Source organism: Bradyrhizobium sp. USDA 327 (assembly GCF_041262065.1).
Taxonomy (GTDB): domain Bacteria; phylum Pseudomonadota; class Alphaproteobacteria; order Rhizobiales; family Xanthobacteraceae; genus Bradyrhizobium; species Bradyrhizobium liaoningense.
The window spans coordinates 2,599,902-2,613,740 of sequence record NZ_JBGCCW010000001.1 but is presented as its reverse complement, the minus strand read 5'-3'; the positions used below and the strand labels follow the sequence as shown (position 1 = coordinate 2,613,740).

Genomic DNA, 13,839 nt, shown 5'->3' with positions numbered 1-13,839 from the left:
TTACTGCGCACGCACATAGGCTTCTTCCCGTCAATCAGGGCGCGCCACGGGACGGCGCGTCGATATGTCTCGAGGTCTTGAGGAGGAAGCCATGCCTATTGATTTCACGCTCAGCCCGGAGCAAGCCGCGCTTCGCGAAGGCGCGCGCAGCTTCGCCAACACGGTGCTGAAGGACGTCCGCGCGACGATCCGCCAGTATAGCAAGCCGGACGAGCGCTTCTATGCAACGCGGCCGTTTCACAAGAAGGCGGTCGAAGCCGGCTTCGTCAAGGGACTGTTTCCCAAGGAGGTTGGCGGCACCGACGTTCCCGCACTCGACTTCGCCATCGCCGCCGAAGAGCTGGCCGCGGTCGATGTCAACGTGCCCAGCACGCTGCTCGGGACCGGTCTCTGCGTCAAACCCATCGTGTTCTTCGGGACGGAGGCGCAGAAGAAGCGCTTCCTGCCTGACTTCATCGAGGATGGAACCCGGCTCGGCGCGCTCGCCTTCACCGAGGTGACGGGCGGCGCGAACTTCGATGCCGTCGATCCGCGCTACGGCGTGAAAACTTTCGCCAGGCGCGAGGGCGACGAATGGGTGATCAACGGCGAGAAGCACTACACGACGAATGGGACCGGCTGGGACGGCAAGAACTGCCATCTGTATGCAGTAGTGTGCCGAACCGATCCCACCAAGGGCGCGCAGGAGTCGCTAGCCGTCATCATGGTGCCAGGCAACCTGCCCGGCGTGCAGGTGACGGGAATTCTGGATACGGCGGGACACCGGGCGACGATCTCGCCGCGAATGAAGTTCGAGAACGTCCGCGTTCCCGCCGAGAACATCATCGGCAAGCCCGGCGACGGGATCAAGATCGTCTCCACCAACTTCGCCTGGACCGCTGCGCTGATCGGCGCCGCCTGCGTCGGCGTCATGCGAGCTGCCTTCGATCATGCCCTCGACTTCGCCAGGAATGATGCCCGCTCCGGGCCGCACCCCATCATCGACTATCCGACCGTTGGCTACATGCTGGCCGACATCAAAATGAAGATCGAGGCCTGCCGCTACCTGACCTGGAAGTCTTGCCATCAATACGATCTGTCGGGCGGAGAGGAGCACGAGCTCGCCGTGATGACGAAAGTGTTCTGCTCGGAGACCTGCGTGGACGTCGTCTACGACTGCATGCGCGTGATCGGGGTCGACAGCTACACCGACATGCACCCGCTGGCAGAACTCATGAACGATGCGATGTGCTTCCCGCTCTATGACGGCGGCAACATGGGGGCTCGCCGTCGGCAGCTCCACAGCATCATCAAGGGCCCGTCCTACGACGCGCATTTCGCGCCTTACGGCACGTTCGGCGCATGAATGCGGGGAGGATCCGCTCGCGGCGCCGGTGCTCCCTGCTCACGTCACGGCGTTCACGACCTGGTACTCCGGCCGGCGCCACACCTCGCCTGCGATCACATCCTCGATGATCTCGGCCGCCCTCACTATCTCGCTCTCGCCGATATACAGCGGCGTGAGGCCGAACCGCATGATGTCGGGCGCGCGGAAATCGCCGATGACGCCGCGCGCGATCAGGGCCTGCATGGCGGCGTAGCCGCCCTCGAATGCGAAGGAGACCTGCGAGCCGCGGCGCTCATGCGCGCGCGGCGTCACTAGATTCAAGGACGGGCAGCGCCGCTCGACCTCGGCAATCAGGAGATCACCGAGCGCCAGCGAGCGCTCGCGGACTTCAGCGATGTCGACGCGGTCCCAGATGTCCAGCGAGGCCTCCAGCGCCGCCATGGCCAGCACCGGCGGCGTGCCTACGCGCATGCGTTCGACGCCGCCGGCGGCGGCATAGGCGAGCTCGAACGCAAACGGCTTCGCATGGCCCATCCACCCCGACAGCGCGGCCCGAGCGCTGTCGGCATGGCGCGGCGCGACGTAGAGGAAAGCCGGCGAGCCGGGACCGGCATTGAGATATTTGTAGGTGCACCCCGCGGCGAAATCGGCGCCGCTCCCGGCGAGATCGACCGGCAGCGCACCGGCGGAATGCGCGAGATCCCAGACCGTGACGATGCCGAGAGCGTGCGCTTTCGCGGTCAGCTTCGCCATGTCGTGGCGGCGGCCTGTGCGGTAGTCGACCTCGGTGACGTAGAGTACCGCGACCTCCTCCGACAACGTGGTCTCAATCTCCTCCGGCGCCACCAGGCGCAGTTGATGGCCGCGCCCGAGCGTTTCGATCAGGCCCTCGGCCATGTAGAGGTCTGTCGGGAAATTGCCGGTATCCGACAGGGTCACCTTGCGCGAGGCGTTCATGTCGAGCGCGGCGGCGAGTGCCTGGTAGACCTTGAGCGACAGCGTGTCGCCGACCATCACGGAGCCCGCTTCCGCGCCGATCAGCCGCGCGATGCGATCGCCGACATGACGCGGTTGGGCGTACCAGCCGGCGGTGTTCCAGGCGCGGATCAGCTCGTTGCCCCATTCGGTCGTGATGACGCGATTGACGCGCTCGGCAACGCCCAGCGGCAGCGCACCCAGCGAGTTGCCGTCGAGATAGATCACGCCGTCGGGCAAATGGAACAACGCCCTGGTGTCGTCATAGACGCGAAGCCGAGTCATGGACATCCCTACAGAATCGTGCGCACGCGCCAGAGCTCGGGAAACAGCTCGACCTCCAGCATGCGCTTGAGATAGCTGACGCCGCCAGTGCCCCCGGTGCCGCGCTTGAATCCGATGACGCGCTCGACCGTCGTCACGTGGTTGAAGCGCCAGCGGCGGAAATAGTCCTCGAAATCGACCAGCTTCTCGGCCAGTTCGTAGAGCATCCAGTGCGTCTCCGGCGCCTCGTAGACGATACGCCAGGCCTGCAGCACGCCTTCGTTGAGGCTGTGGGTCTCGCGGACATCGCGCGCCAGCACCGCCGCAGGCATCGTGAGCCCGTTGCGGTCGGCGAGGCGCAACACCTCGTCATAGAGGCTTGGCGTCGCAAGTTCGGCTTCGAGCAGCTTCGTCGTCTCCGCATCGTGCGCGTGCGGCTTCAGCATGGCGTGGTTGCGGTTGCCGAGCAGAAATTCGATCAGCCGGTATTGCCGCGACTGGAAGCCCGAGGATTGCCCGAGTTGCGAGCGGAAGCGGGTATATTCGCTGGGCGTCATCGTACGCAGCACGTCCCAGGCGCCGTTGAGCTGCTCGAAGATGCGCGACATCCGCGCCAGCATCTTCATGGCGGGCTGCACCTCGTCCTTCGCGATCGCCCGACGTGCGGCGCTGAGCTCGTGGATGGCCAGCCGCATCCATAGCTCCGTGGTCTGATGCTGGATGATGAACAGCATCTCGTCATGCGCTTCCGACAGCGGGTGCTGCGCGCCGAGGATTGCATCCAGTGCAAGGTAGTCGCCGTAGGACATCCGCCGGGCGAAATCGGTCTCGGCGCCTTCGCTCGTGGGATCGTAGTCGCTGGACGTCATGGCAGGCCCTTTCGATCGATCTTCCATGCTTCGTCAGTCGAGGCCGACCAGGCGGGCGGTGATCGGCGAGGACGGATCCTTCAGCCCGTCGATCACGGTAAAATGGTTGAGGCCGGGCTCGACGACGAGGCGGGTCGGCACGTCGAAGCCGGTCCAGACATTGGCCATCAGATCGGACTGGCGGATGAATTCGGGCCGCTCGCTGCCGCCGACCCAGGCGGTCACAGGCGAATGCCCGCGCGGCAGATGCAGCGCCGCGCTTTCCAGCGTCGCCTCCTCCATCGTCATGCGCAGCGTCTCGTTCATCTTGGTCTTCAGCAACGGACGCAGATCGTGCAGGCCACTGATCGTGAGCGTGCCGGCGATGCGGTTGTAGACGGCGGACTCGAGGCGGCTGTCGTCGCACAGCATGCGGGTAACGAGATGGCCGCCGGCGGAATGGCCGGCGAGCCGGATCGGACCTGCGACGAGCGAGGCCGCCTTGGCGATCGCGGCGGCGATCTCGGCTGTGATGTCGGAGATGCGCGCGACCGGCGCCAGCGTGTAGCTCGGCAGCGCCACCGTCCAGCCATGATGGCGCGCGCCTTCGGCGAGATCGGTCCAGGTCGATTTGTCGAAGCGCATCCAGTAGCCGCCATGGACGAACACGACGAGGCCCTTGCTGTCGCCGTCGGGCAGGACCAGGTCGAGCTTCTGGCGCTCGCCGGCGCCATAGGCGATGTCCGGGCGAAATTCCTTCAGCCCGGCGCGGTAGGTCGCCGCCCGCTCCGCCCACAGCGCCGGCATCTTGTCCGAGCCCGGGATATGGGCCGAATTGGCATAAGCGTCATCCCAATCGCGCATCGTGCTTTCCTCGGCGGACTTAAGGCCAGCGAGCCGAACGTCAGTCTGCCACCGGCAAGGTCGCCCTCCTAGTCTTTATTTTAAGCTTAAAGGATTCGGGCACGCCCGAGTTTCGGGCAGCGGACAAGATATTCCGCCTGAATGGGGATCTGATGGGCCGCTTCCCTCATTTGCGAGCGCAGCAAGACAATCCAGGATCCTGCCGCCGTGGCAGCCTGGATTGCTTGGTCGCTTTGCGCCTCGCAGCGACGGTTGAGAGAGCGACGCTCGACCGCGCTCGACCGCGCTAGGCCTTCTCCACTCCGCACCATTCGGCGATAAACAGCGCCATCGCCTTGGTCGTCTTCTTCAGCGACTCCAGGTCGACGAACTCGTTGAAGCCATGCATCTCGCCTCCGCTGGCCCCGAAACACAGGCTCGGAATGCCGTGATTGAGACCGTAGAAGCGCGTGTCGGTGAGCGCGGTGAAGACGAGGTCCTCGACCGCGCCGCCATAGACGGCGTTGAAGGCCTTGCCGAACGCAGCTTCCGGCGCGGCGGCGTCGGTCAGTTCATAGCCTTCCGACAGGAAGCCCGACCATTCGATCTCCGGCGGATTGTTGGCCAGGAAGCGGTGGTTTCGCGCTGCAGCAGCAACGCAAGCCATGATCTCCTTCTGGTGATCGGCGATCGACCAGCCCGGCAACACCGCAATCCGGCAGTCGACGTCGCACCAGGCCGGCACGCTCGAGGCCCAGTCGCCGCCCTTGATGATGCCCGGGTTGAAGTTGATGGGATGGTTGAGCGTCTTGAAGTGACGATCGGCCTTGGCGCGCTCGTTCCATTCGATCTCGAGTTTTTGCAGTGCCTGGATCAGGTGATACGCCGCCATGATCGCGTTCGCGCCCGAACCTGCGAAGGCAACGTGGGTCGGATGCCCCTTCACGCGCAGGCGAAACCAGATCACGCCGACCTGCGAGCGCACCATCTTGCCGCCGGTCGGCTCCGGAATGAAGCAAGCGTCGGCGCGATAGCCGCGCTGCAGCGTGGAAAGTGCGCCGACGCCGGTGCTCTCCTCCTCGATCACGGACTGGAAGTGGATCCGCGCCGTCGGCCTGAAGCCGGCGGCCTTGATCGCGTCCAGCGCATAGAGCGCACCGATCGTGCCCGACTTCATGTCGCAGGCGCCACGACCGAACATCTTGCCGTCCTTGATGACCGGCGAGAATGGCGGCGTATCCCACAATTCCAGCGGGCCGGCCGGCACAACGTCGCAGTGCCCCTGCAGGATCAGCGACTTACCGCCATTGGTCTCCGGACGGTAAGTGCCCACCACGGAACGTGCCTTCGAAAAATCGTGCTCGATCGGACCGAAGCCGCGCAGATCCTTCAAATCGTCGACATTGATGTGCCAATCGTCGACCTCGTAGCCGCGTTGCCGCAGGAGATCGCCGATCATGTCCTGGCACGGCCCCTCCGCCCCGCGGGTCGAAGGGATCGCAACGAAATCGCGGGTGGTAGCAAGCTGAGCTTCGAAGCCGCTGTCGACGGCGTCAAGAATCCTCTGCTGCGTTTCGGCATTCATCACGGCAACTCCAGGCATCTCAATGGTTCTCAAGGAGTGCGCAAACTAGCCGATTTCAGCCGTTGGGGTACTCCACAAAATAAGCATCCCGCAATGCATCTTCGAGCAGCCGGCCTTCGGAATAGCCATTCAGCGTCGCGGGCCGGCTCACACCGTCGAGCAGGCGCGGGCACGGCTCCGGAGCGCCGAGCACGGTGCGGACCGGAATGCGCTCCGCGTAGATCGGCAACGCATAGTCCTCGTCGTCGTCAGCGACACCCTTGGCCCGGATCTTGGCCGAGGCTTCCTCGATCTCCATCGCGATGAAGGAGGTTGCCTTGATCTCCTGCGCGGTGCTCTGCCGCAGGCCGGCGGTGCGATCCGGGAAGAAGCGGTCGACCATGGCGATCACGGCCCGCTCCTTCTCCTCGGGGTCGGTGACGAGATAGGCCGTGCCGAAGGCCATGACCGCGCGGTAGTCGGCGGAATGGTTGAAGCCGCAGCGCGCCAGCACGAGGCTGTCGAGATGGGCGACCGTCAGGCAGACGCGCTCGCCCCTGCTCTGGTTGCGCAGCATGCGGCTGGCGCTCGAGCCGTGCCAGTAGAGCCTGGTGCCCTCGCGCCAGAAGAAAGTCGGCGTGCAATAGGGCTGGCCGTCGACCACATAGGAGACGTGGCACAGCATCGAGGCATCCAGGATGCGGTGGACCGTGGCGTAATCGTAGAAGCCTCGGTCGTGCCGGCGCTTCACCTGGTTGCGCGCCGACGTCGGATAGGAATTTGAGGTCTCAATCTGGCTCACGGCCGCTCCCGCCCGGATTGGAAGAATTCCAGCGCAGTTGTAGCGGGGCTTTTGGTCTGCGATAGTTCCAATTCCATGCGAAAAATTCCGACCAATTCGTCCGCGCCCGGCAAGACCGAGCTGCCCCTCGACCTCACGGGGCCGCACATCACGGCCGGCGCCTCCGCCGCGCACCGGCTCTATCAGGCGCTCTGCGAGACGATCGTCTCCGGCCTCGTCAAGCCCGGCGAGCTGCTGCCGCCATCGCGGACGCTGGCCAGGCAGACCGGCTTCCGGCGCAACGCCGTCGTCACCGCGTATGAGCGTCTGATCGCCGACGGCTTTGCCGACGCAACCGTTGGCTCCGGAACGTTCGTCGCCGCACGAATCCCTGCGCGGGTCGCCGAGCGGAACAAGCCGAAGGTGGTTGTCGAAACGCCCGGGCAAGGCGCGTTCGCGCTCGGCTGCACCCATATCGACGAGCGCGCGGTGCAGCGTTTTCGCGCCTTCGTCGGCCGCCGCATGCGTGCGTTCGGGGCCGAGCACCTGCATTATGGCGATCCCCGCGGCAGCCGCGAGCTCCGCGCGGCGATTGCGGATCATCTACTGTCGGCGCGCGGCCTGCGCTGCGATCCCGATCAGATCATGCTGACCTCGGGCACGCTGCACGCGCTGCGCATCGTGCTGAGCGCGATCCTGAGGTCCAACGACCAGGTGTGGTGCGAGGACCCCGGCTATCCCGCCGCGCGAAAAACCATAGCGCATTGCGGCTATCGCGCGGTGCCAGTCCCCGTCGACGAGCACGGGATGCGTGTTGCCAACGGCCGCATCGCGGCACCGTCCGCGCGCGCAGCCTACGTCACACCGTCGCATCAATTTCCGCTTGGCGTGCAGATGTCGATGCCGCGGCGGCTCGAACTTCTGGATTGGGCAAGGCACGCCGGCGCATTCGTGCTCGAGGACGACTACGACAGCGAGTTCCGCTATGATGGCGCACCGCTGATGTCGCTCGCCGGCATCGATCGCCTCCAGCGCGTGATCTACCTGGGCACGTTTGCCAAGACGCTGTTTCCGGGCCTGCGCATCGGCTATTGCGCCCTGCCCGAACGCCTGATCGCGGACGTGGCGGCAGCACGCGCGGCGCTCGATCGCTTTCCCGGCACGCTGATGGAAGGCGCGGTGGCCGACATGCTCAATTCCGGCGCCTTCGCCGCGAACCTGAAGCGCGTGCGAAAACTCTATCGGGAGGCGCGTGATGCGCTGGCCGAGACGCTGGAGGCGAGATCCGACGGCGCTCTATCCGTGCCGGTGCCATCCCACGGACTGCATCTTGTCGCCCGGTTCGATCCTTCGGTCGACCTGTCGGTGGCAGCGCTGGCCAAACGAGCGGCCGGCGCCGAGGGCTGGCTATTGGCCGACACTTATTCGCGCGCGCGTCCACTGCCCGGCTTCGTGCTGGGATTTTCGGGGCATGCAATTCCGCAACTCGTAGCGTCCGCCGATCGGCTCGCGCGGGAATCGCGCTCAGCCTTGCACGCCAAGAGCAGATCGGGCCGGCGGGCGTAACCAAGCTTCACTATCAGAATCGCTGACCGGCCCCTACATTGCAGCTTCAATTCCGGGAGCTTCCGTCATGTCACTTCTTCGCACCGCCTGCTGTTCGCTCCTGATCGCCACCGCGCTTGCCTCGACGGCGCGTGCTGGCAGCGTCGGACGCGAGCAGGACATTGTCGATCTGAAGCTCGGGCAGCGTGTGCTCGTGGATGACGGAACCTGCCCCGCCGGTCAGGTCAAGGAGGTGCGCGGCGCCAAGATGACGGACAAGGGTGTCTCGCGCACGAGTTCCTGCGTGCCGCGACACGGGCCGAAATCGAAATGATCAGCTGAGAAGCTACTTCGCCGGATCGAACATGCACTGCAAGGTCGGCTTGGCGATCTTGGTGAAGGTCGGGCCGATCTCACCCTGCTTGGATACCGGCACCCAATCGGTCTCGATCGTCGGCACGCCGGTCTCGGTGATGCCGCGCAGCAGCGCCTCGCGCAGATCGCGGTCCTCAACGGCAGCGGCGGCATGGTCGTGGAGGCAGCCGCAAACCGCTTCCGGATGCTCCCAGCGCCCAAGCATGCGCGGCGCGCACTGGCGCACGAATTCGCTGCGTGGATCGGGCAGCCGGGAGGGTGTGCGAACCTGCGCCTGAACAGAACCGATCGTCAGAAGGGACACGAACGCCGCGGCGCAGAGACGAAGCAACATGATGGCCTTGCCGGCTGTTGTCTTGTGTGCGGTCAGAGGCGCGCGGCGATCACGATCGGCTGCGCTGGCGTGATGGTGACGGGCGAGCCGCTGTACTGGAAGGTGCCGACACCGGGGAGATTACCGTCAGGCGCCCCCGCGAACGAGGAGCCGGCGAGCACGAAACCGAAAGCAAGGATGAAGCTGAGCACGCGCATGATCTTTTATCCCAATTCGGTGGCCGGCGGTGCGCCGTCGTCGTTGTGACGCTGATAACCATGGGCGGTTTCGCGCGTGATGCGCGAAAAGCTGAAAATGGTTTCGTCTTCGTGAGAATTGTTTCGTCCCGCCCGTGACGACGAAACAATTTTCGGAAAATGCCAGTCATTTCAGAGAGGTCTCGCTGCAGCTCAAAGTGGTCCGGTAAGTTCCGGCTCCAGCGCGGAAACGCACCTTGCACCGGCGCCGTCATGCTCCCGCCTCAAGCGCTTCATACGCATTTTACGTTTTTCTGCTGAACAGGGCGGCAAACGAGGGCCGGGTCCTATTGAACCGGGGGCGGTTCGGCCGCGACCCAAGCCATCGAAACCGAGACGCCCGATTCATCGGGCGCATTCACGTGAGGGATGGCCACCATGATGGCGGGAAATCGCGCAACGCCGCGCGATGCGGATCCACCGAGGGATCGCGGAGATGAACCACCCGTTCGCGGCAACGCTGGCGAAATGGCGCTGCAATCGAGCCGCGGCTTCGAGGCTGTACCTCAGATGTTCGTGCGGCTGACCGGTTCGCATCTCGCGAAACCGGGCAATCGTCTTTGAGCCAACGCAAGCGCGTCACTGAGTGAACGCAAGGGCGTCACTGGGTGAAGAACTCGCCGCACTTCTGGACGTTTGTGTCCGCCGGTCCCCACGGCATGATCGGCACGGTCGAGGTCGAGTTCTTCGGCGACCCCTCGATCAGCCTGTCCGAATAGACCATGTAGACCAGCACGTTGCGTTTGGCGTCGCAGCCGCGCACGATCTGCATCTTCTTGAAGAACAGCGAGCGCCGCTGCCGGAACATGTCGTCGCCCTGCTCCATCTTGTGCTTGAACCTGATCGGGGCGACCTGGCGGCAGGCGAGCGAGATGTCCGAGACCTCCTCGGCAAGGCCCAGCCACCCCTTGAAGCCCCCCTTCTCCGGCACCGTGAAATGACAGGCGACGCCCTCGACTTCCGGATCGTCGAGACCATAGGTCGCGAGCTTGTCGTTCGGGCTCATCCATTTGAACACGGTCGAGCGGCGGAAGATCAGATCGGGTTCGTCGGCGGCAGATGCGGACGCCATCGGCGCAGTCAGAGCCAGGAGGAATAAAGCGAGGCCTTTCAAGCGGATGCCCGAAAGACCGGGGAAACGAGATGACATGAAGCTCTCCGGTAACAAGTCTCCGCAATGTAGGAACGCGACAGCCCGACAGGAAGGTGACAGGCAACCGGTCGCGGCCGCCGTTTACCGCTCCGTGAGGCTTTTTTGCTACGGCTTGGACAAAAGTAACTGATCGCAGAACCACCTTGCTGGTGAACGCGTATCCCCTTTGTGAGACTAACGTCTGATTTTGGATTATGGATTCGAGGATGAACAGCGTGAACGGGTCGGGTTCTTCCGCCAAGTCGGCGCAGCTTTGGCAGGTCGCCATTTTGACGGCGGCGGGCGCGATCGGCATCGGCACGACCAGCCAGGCAAACGCAGCGTTCTACTATTGGACGGATTATTCCGACGGCTCCTATTACGCCCGGCAGCGTCCCGAGCCGCTGCGCCAGAAGCCGCAGAAGAGCCGCACAGTCGGCAAGAAAGAAGTTACAGCCGAGAAGGAAGCCGGCACCAAGCCGCAAGGACCGCTCGTCATCGTTGTCTCGATCGACCGGCAGAAGGTGACGGTCTACGACAGCAAAGGCGCGTTCGCGGAATCCCCGGTCTCGACCGGCATGAAGGGCCATTCGACGCCGATGGGTGTGTTCAGCGTCATCCAGAAGCACAAATTCCACCGCTCCAACATCTATAGCGGTGCACCGATGCCGTACATGCAGCGGATCACCTGGTCCGGCGTCGCCATGCACGCCGGCGTGTTGCCGGGTTATCCGGCCTCGCACGGCTGCATCCGCATGCCGATGTCGTTCGCGGTGAAGATGTGGAACTGGACCAGGATGGGCGCGCGCGTCATCGTCGCGCCCGGCGAGATGACGCCGCACAGCTTCTCCCATCCCCTGCTCGCCTCCGTGCGTGTGCCGCCGCAGCCCACGGCGAGCCTCGAGCGGCAGACTACTGTCGGCGAGAAGGGCGACAAGGGCGCCGCCGAAACCAAGCCCCTGGAGGCGAAGACTGCAAGTGCCGACAGCGTGCTCGACCTGCGCGCGTCGGTCGGCCATGCCGTGATGTCGGATGTGACCACGGGCAGCGCGCTCGCGCGCGAGGAAGCCGTCGCACCGGCCGACAAGGCCAAGACGGCCGAGGCATCCGGTACAGTCAAGCCAGGTCACGACGACAAGCCCGAGGCGGTCAAAGCCGAGCCTGTCAAGACGGAGGCGGTGGACTCTGCGAAGACGCCCAACGCACCGGCCACGGCGCCGACAATGGGTGCTTCACCCGACGCAAAGAAGGACGAGACCCGCGTTGCCGACCCGGCGCCAGCCGCAAAACCGGAAACACCCAGGCGGGCCGGCCAGATTGCCGTCTTCATCAGTCGCAAGGATTCGAAGCTCTATGTGCGGCAGAATTTTGCGCCGCTGTTCGAGGTGCCCGTCACGATCGCCGCGAGCGACCGGCCGCTCGGCACGCATGTCTTCACCGCCGAAGTCGACAAGGCCGATGCCAATTCGCTGCGTTGGTCGGTGGTGTCGCTGCCCGTCTCCGTCCGTTCCGCGGCGCGCGCGGACGACAGCCGCCTCGTGCGCCGTCAGCGCGGCGCCGCCGTGATTCCCGTCGCCGCCAGGCCCGTGGTCACGCCGGACAGTCCGGCCGACGCCCTCGACCGCATCGCGATCCCCGCCGAGACCATGACGAAGATCAACGAGATGCTGACGTCCGGCGGCTCGATCATCGTCTCCGACCAGGGCATCAACCAGGGCGAGACCGGCGAAGGCACCGATTTCATCGTCCGCCTGTACTAGGGTTCGTCGCTCCCGATAACGCGGTGTTGAGCAGTCCGGTCGTGCCGGCGGGGTAACATGCGGTCCGGATCATTTCGGGGGACGCCGTCATGATGAATCGCAGGACCATGCTCGTCGCAACGGTTGCAGGTGCGGTCGCGCCGGCAGCACGCGCTTTCGCCGATGGCGGCGTGAGCCGGATCTCGGCCTACGCCTTCTCCTTCCCCGCATTGTCTGGCGACGACATCCGCCTCGCCGCGTTCACCGGCAAACCGCTGCTGGTGGTGAACACTGCCTCGCTCTGTGGCTACACGCCGCAATATGCCGGCCTGCAAGAGCTCTGGAACGAATTCCGCCCCCGCGGGCTCACCGTGGTCGGCGTGCCCTCCAACGACTTCGGGGGCCAGGAGCCCGGCGGCGCAACCGAGATCACAGAGACCGCGCACCACCAATATGGTGTTACCTTCCCGGTTACGGCCAAGGCCGTAGTGATTGGAGCGAAAGCGCATCCATTCTACAAATGGGCCGCCGAGGCGCGACCGAAGGAAGTTCCGAAGTGGAACTTCCACAAATACCTGATCGGCCGCGACGGCTATATCGCCGACGTCTTTGCGTCCGCGGTCGAACCGGCCGACACGCGGATCAAAACGGCCATTGCCAGGGCGCTGGCCGACAGCTGACGCAGGTGCGCGCCATCCGACTGGGCACAAGTGTCGGGGCGCGTCAAACAGCCGTTGCAATGGCGATGCCGCACCATCTAGGCTAGGATCGTTTGGGGCAGGACGGTTTTTGCCACAGGCGAAGAGCCGCGGCGGGACAACGGGGCCAATCTCGAGGACAACACCATGCGTGTGGCGGCAGGACTGATTTTGGCAGGCGCGATGTCGGTTGCGATGACCGGCGCAGCATGGTCGCAGACACCGGCCGCGAAGCCGGCAGCCGCGACGCAAGCCGCACCGGCGGCGACGCCGGTCGCGTCGGCGCCCGCGACGACTCCGGCCGCCGCTCCCGCGACAGGCGCCGCGCCAGCTGGGTTCGTCAATCCGCCTCCGCCCAAGCAGCCGCCGCAACCGGCGCGCGCGGCCTGCAACACGCCGGGGGCGCTCGGCGTCGCCCGCACCGTCGAGATCGACACCACGGGCGGTCCCGGCTTCGGTTTCGAGCATTTCAAGGAGCTCGACTTCCTGCGCGACAAGGAGGTGGTGCTGACCTTCGACGACGGCCCCTGGCCGCGCAACACGCCCGCGGTGCTGAAGGCGCTCGCCGACGAATGCACCACCGGCATCTTCTTCTCCATCGGCAAGCACGCGACCTATGAGCCGGAGATCCTGAAGCAGGTCTACGCGGCCGGCCATACGGTCGGTGCCCACACCTGGTCGCACGCCAATCTCAACAACAAGAAGCTCACAGAAGCGCAGCGCAAGGACGAGATCGAGAAGGGCTTCAGCGCCGTGAGATGGGCGCTCGGCGGCATCTCGCCCTCACCGTTCTTCCGCTTCCCGGCGCTCCAGCATCCGCCGGAGATGGTCACCTATCTCGGCAACCGCAATGTCGGGATCTTCTCCTGCGACATCGACTCGTTCGACTTCAAGGCCTCCAAGCCCGAGAAGGTCGTCGAGACCGTGATGAAGAAGCTCGAGACCAAGGGCAAGGGCATCATCCTGATGCACGACTTCCAGAAGCACACCGCGGAAGCCCTGCCCGAGCTGCTCAAGCGGCTGAAGGCCGGCGGCTACAAGGTGGTGGCGATGCGCGCCAAGTTCCCGGCATCGACACTGCCGGAATACGACCAGGAGCTGCTCAAGGACGCCAAGCTGCCGACGGTGAGCCAGCGCCCGGTCAATTCCGTGGTGACGACCGTTTCCGAATAGAAGGC

General features: G+C 64.9%; 15 protein-coding genes. 7 read left to right on the top strand and 8 right to left on the bottom strand.

The features are described from left to right. The first annotated feature begins 91 nt into the window (after positions 1-91). A complete protein-coding gene (locus ABIA42_RS11820; RefSeq protein WP_370113505.1) occupies positions 92-1,345 on the top strand; it encodes an acyl-CoA dehydrogenase family protein in 1,254 nt (417 codons plus the stop codon). 39 nt (positions 1,346-1,384) lie between these two features. On the opposite strand, the gene kynU is transcribed toward ABIA42_RS11820, so the two are convergent. The 5 genes from kynU to ABIA42_RS11795 all read right to left on the bottom strand — a co-directional run bounded on the left by kynU (position 1,385) and on the right by ABIA42_RS11795 (position 6,623). Next, positions 1,385-2,587, bottom strand: a complete 1,203-nt coding sequence (kynU, locus tag ABIA42_RS11815) for a kynureninase (protein WP_370113507.1) — start codon at positions 2,585-2,587, stop codon at positions 1,385-1,387. Between the two features lie 8 nt (positions 2,588-2,595). Further along, positions 2,596-3,435 carry a tryptophan 2,3-dioxygenase gene (gene kynA, locus ABIA42_RS11810; protein WP_370113509.1) on the bottom strand — a complete coding sequence of 280 codons (840 nt, stop codon included), beginning with the start codon at positions 3,433-3,435 and terminating at the stop codon, positions 2,596-2,598. 33 nt (positions 3,436-3,468) lie between these two features. Continuing rightward, positions 3,469-4,278 (bottom strand): alpha/beta hydrolase, encoded by an 810-nt coding sequence (locus ABIA42_RS11805; RefSeq protein ID WP_370113511.1) that lies wholly within the window; start codon positions 4,276-4,278, stop codon positions 3,469-3,471. Positions 4,279-4,564: 286 nt separating this feature from the next. Beyond that, positions 4,565-5,842, bottom strand: a complete 1,278-nt coding sequence (locus ABIA42_RS11800; protein WP_370113513.1) for an ArgE/DapE family deacylase — start codon at positions 5,840-5,842, stop codon at positions 4,565-4,567. 55 nt (positions 5,843-5,897) lie between these two features. Beyond that, positions 5,898-6,623, bottom strand: coding sequence for a pyridoxamine 5'-phosphate oxidase family protein (locus ABIA42_RS11795; protein ID WP_370113515.1), 726 nt, complete (start codon positions 6,621-6,623; stop codon positions 5,898-5,900). A gap of 75 nt (positions 6,624-6,698) precedes the next feature. Here ABIA42_RS11795 and ABIA42_RS11790 point away from each other — a divergent pair, with 75 nt between their 5' ends. Both ABIA42_RS11790 and ABIA42_RS11785 read left to right on the top strand, forming a co-directional pair. Continuing rightward, positions 6,699-8,168, top strand: a complete 1,470-nt coding sequence (locus ABIA42_RS11790) for a PLP-dependent aminotransferase family protein (protein ID WP_370113517.1) — start codon at positions 6,699-6,701, stop codon at positions 8,166-8,168. 67 nt (positions 8,169-8,235) lie between these two features. After that, the gene (locus ABIA42_RS11785; protein ID WP_194387655.1) at positions 8,236-8,481 is read left to right on the top strand and encodes a DUF6719 family protein; all 246 of its coding nucleotides are present in this window, start codon (positions 8,236-8,238) and stop codon (positions 8,479-8,481) included. A 12-nt stretch (positions 8,482-8,493) separates the two neighbouring features. Here the strand turns inward: ABIA42_RS11785 and ABIA42_RS11780 are convergent, their stop codons facing one another. Both ABIA42_RS11780 and ABIA42_RS11775 read right to left on the bottom strand, forming a co-directional pair. Beyond that, a complete protein-coding gene (locus ABIA42_RS11780; RefSeq protein WP_239623295.1) occupies positions 8,494-8,856 on the bottom strand; it encodes a hypothetical protein in 363 nt (120 codons plus the stop codon). Positions 8,857-8,888: 32 nt separating this feature from the next. After that, positions 8,889-9,053, bottom strand: coding sequence for a hypothetical protein (locus ABIA42_RS11775; RefSeq protein ID WP_370113519.1), 165 nt, complete (start codon positions 9,051-9,053; stop codon positions 8,889-8,891). 408 nt (positions 9,054-9,461) lie between these two features. Here ABIA42_RS11775 and ABIA42_RS11770 point away from each other — a divergent pair, with 408 nt between their 5' ends. Beyond that, positions 9,462-9,656: a hypothetical protein gene (locus ABIA42_RS11770; protein WP_333921892.1), complete on the top strand. Its 195-nt coding sequence runs from the start codon at positions 9,462-9,464 to the stop codon at positions 9,654-9,656. Between the two features lie 37 nt (positions 9,657-9,693). Here the strand turns inward: ABIA42_RS11770 and ABIA42_RS11765 are convergent, their stop codons facing one another. Beyond that, on the bottom strand, positions 9,694-10,242 hold the full coding sequence (locus ABIA42_RS11765; protein WP_028180735.1) for a CreA family protein: 549 nt from the start codon (positions 10,240-10,242) through the stop codon (positions 9,694-9,696). Positions 10,243-10,451: 209 nt separating this feature from the next. On the opposite strand from ABIA42_RS11765, the gene ABIA42_RS11760 reads away from it, so the two are divergent. The 3 genes from ABIA42_RS11760 to ABIA42_RS11750 all read left to right on the top strand — a co-directional run bounded on the left by ABIA42_RS11760 (position 10,452) and on the right by ABIA42_RS11750 (position 13,834). Then, positions 10,452-11,984 (top strand): L,D-transpeptidase family protein, encoded by a 1,533-nt coding sequence (locus tag ABIA42_RS11760; RefSeq protein ID WP_370113522.1) that lies wholly within the window; start codon positions 10,452-10,454, stop codon positions 11,982-11,984. 89 nt (positions 11,985-12,073) lie between these two features. Beyond that, positions 12,074-12,643, top strand: coding sequence for a glutathione peroxidase (locus tag ABIA42_RS11755; protein WP_370113524.1), 570 nt, complete (start codon positions 12,074-12,076; stop codon positions 12,641-12,643). A gap of 165 nt (positions 12,644-12,808) precedes the next feature. Further along, entirely contained in the window at positions 12,809-13,834 is a 1,026-nt protein-coding gene (locus tag ABIA42_RS11750) for a polysaccharide deacetylase family protein (RefSeq protein ID WP_271530445.1), read from the top strand. Positions 13,835-13,839 lie beyond the last annotated feature (5 nt).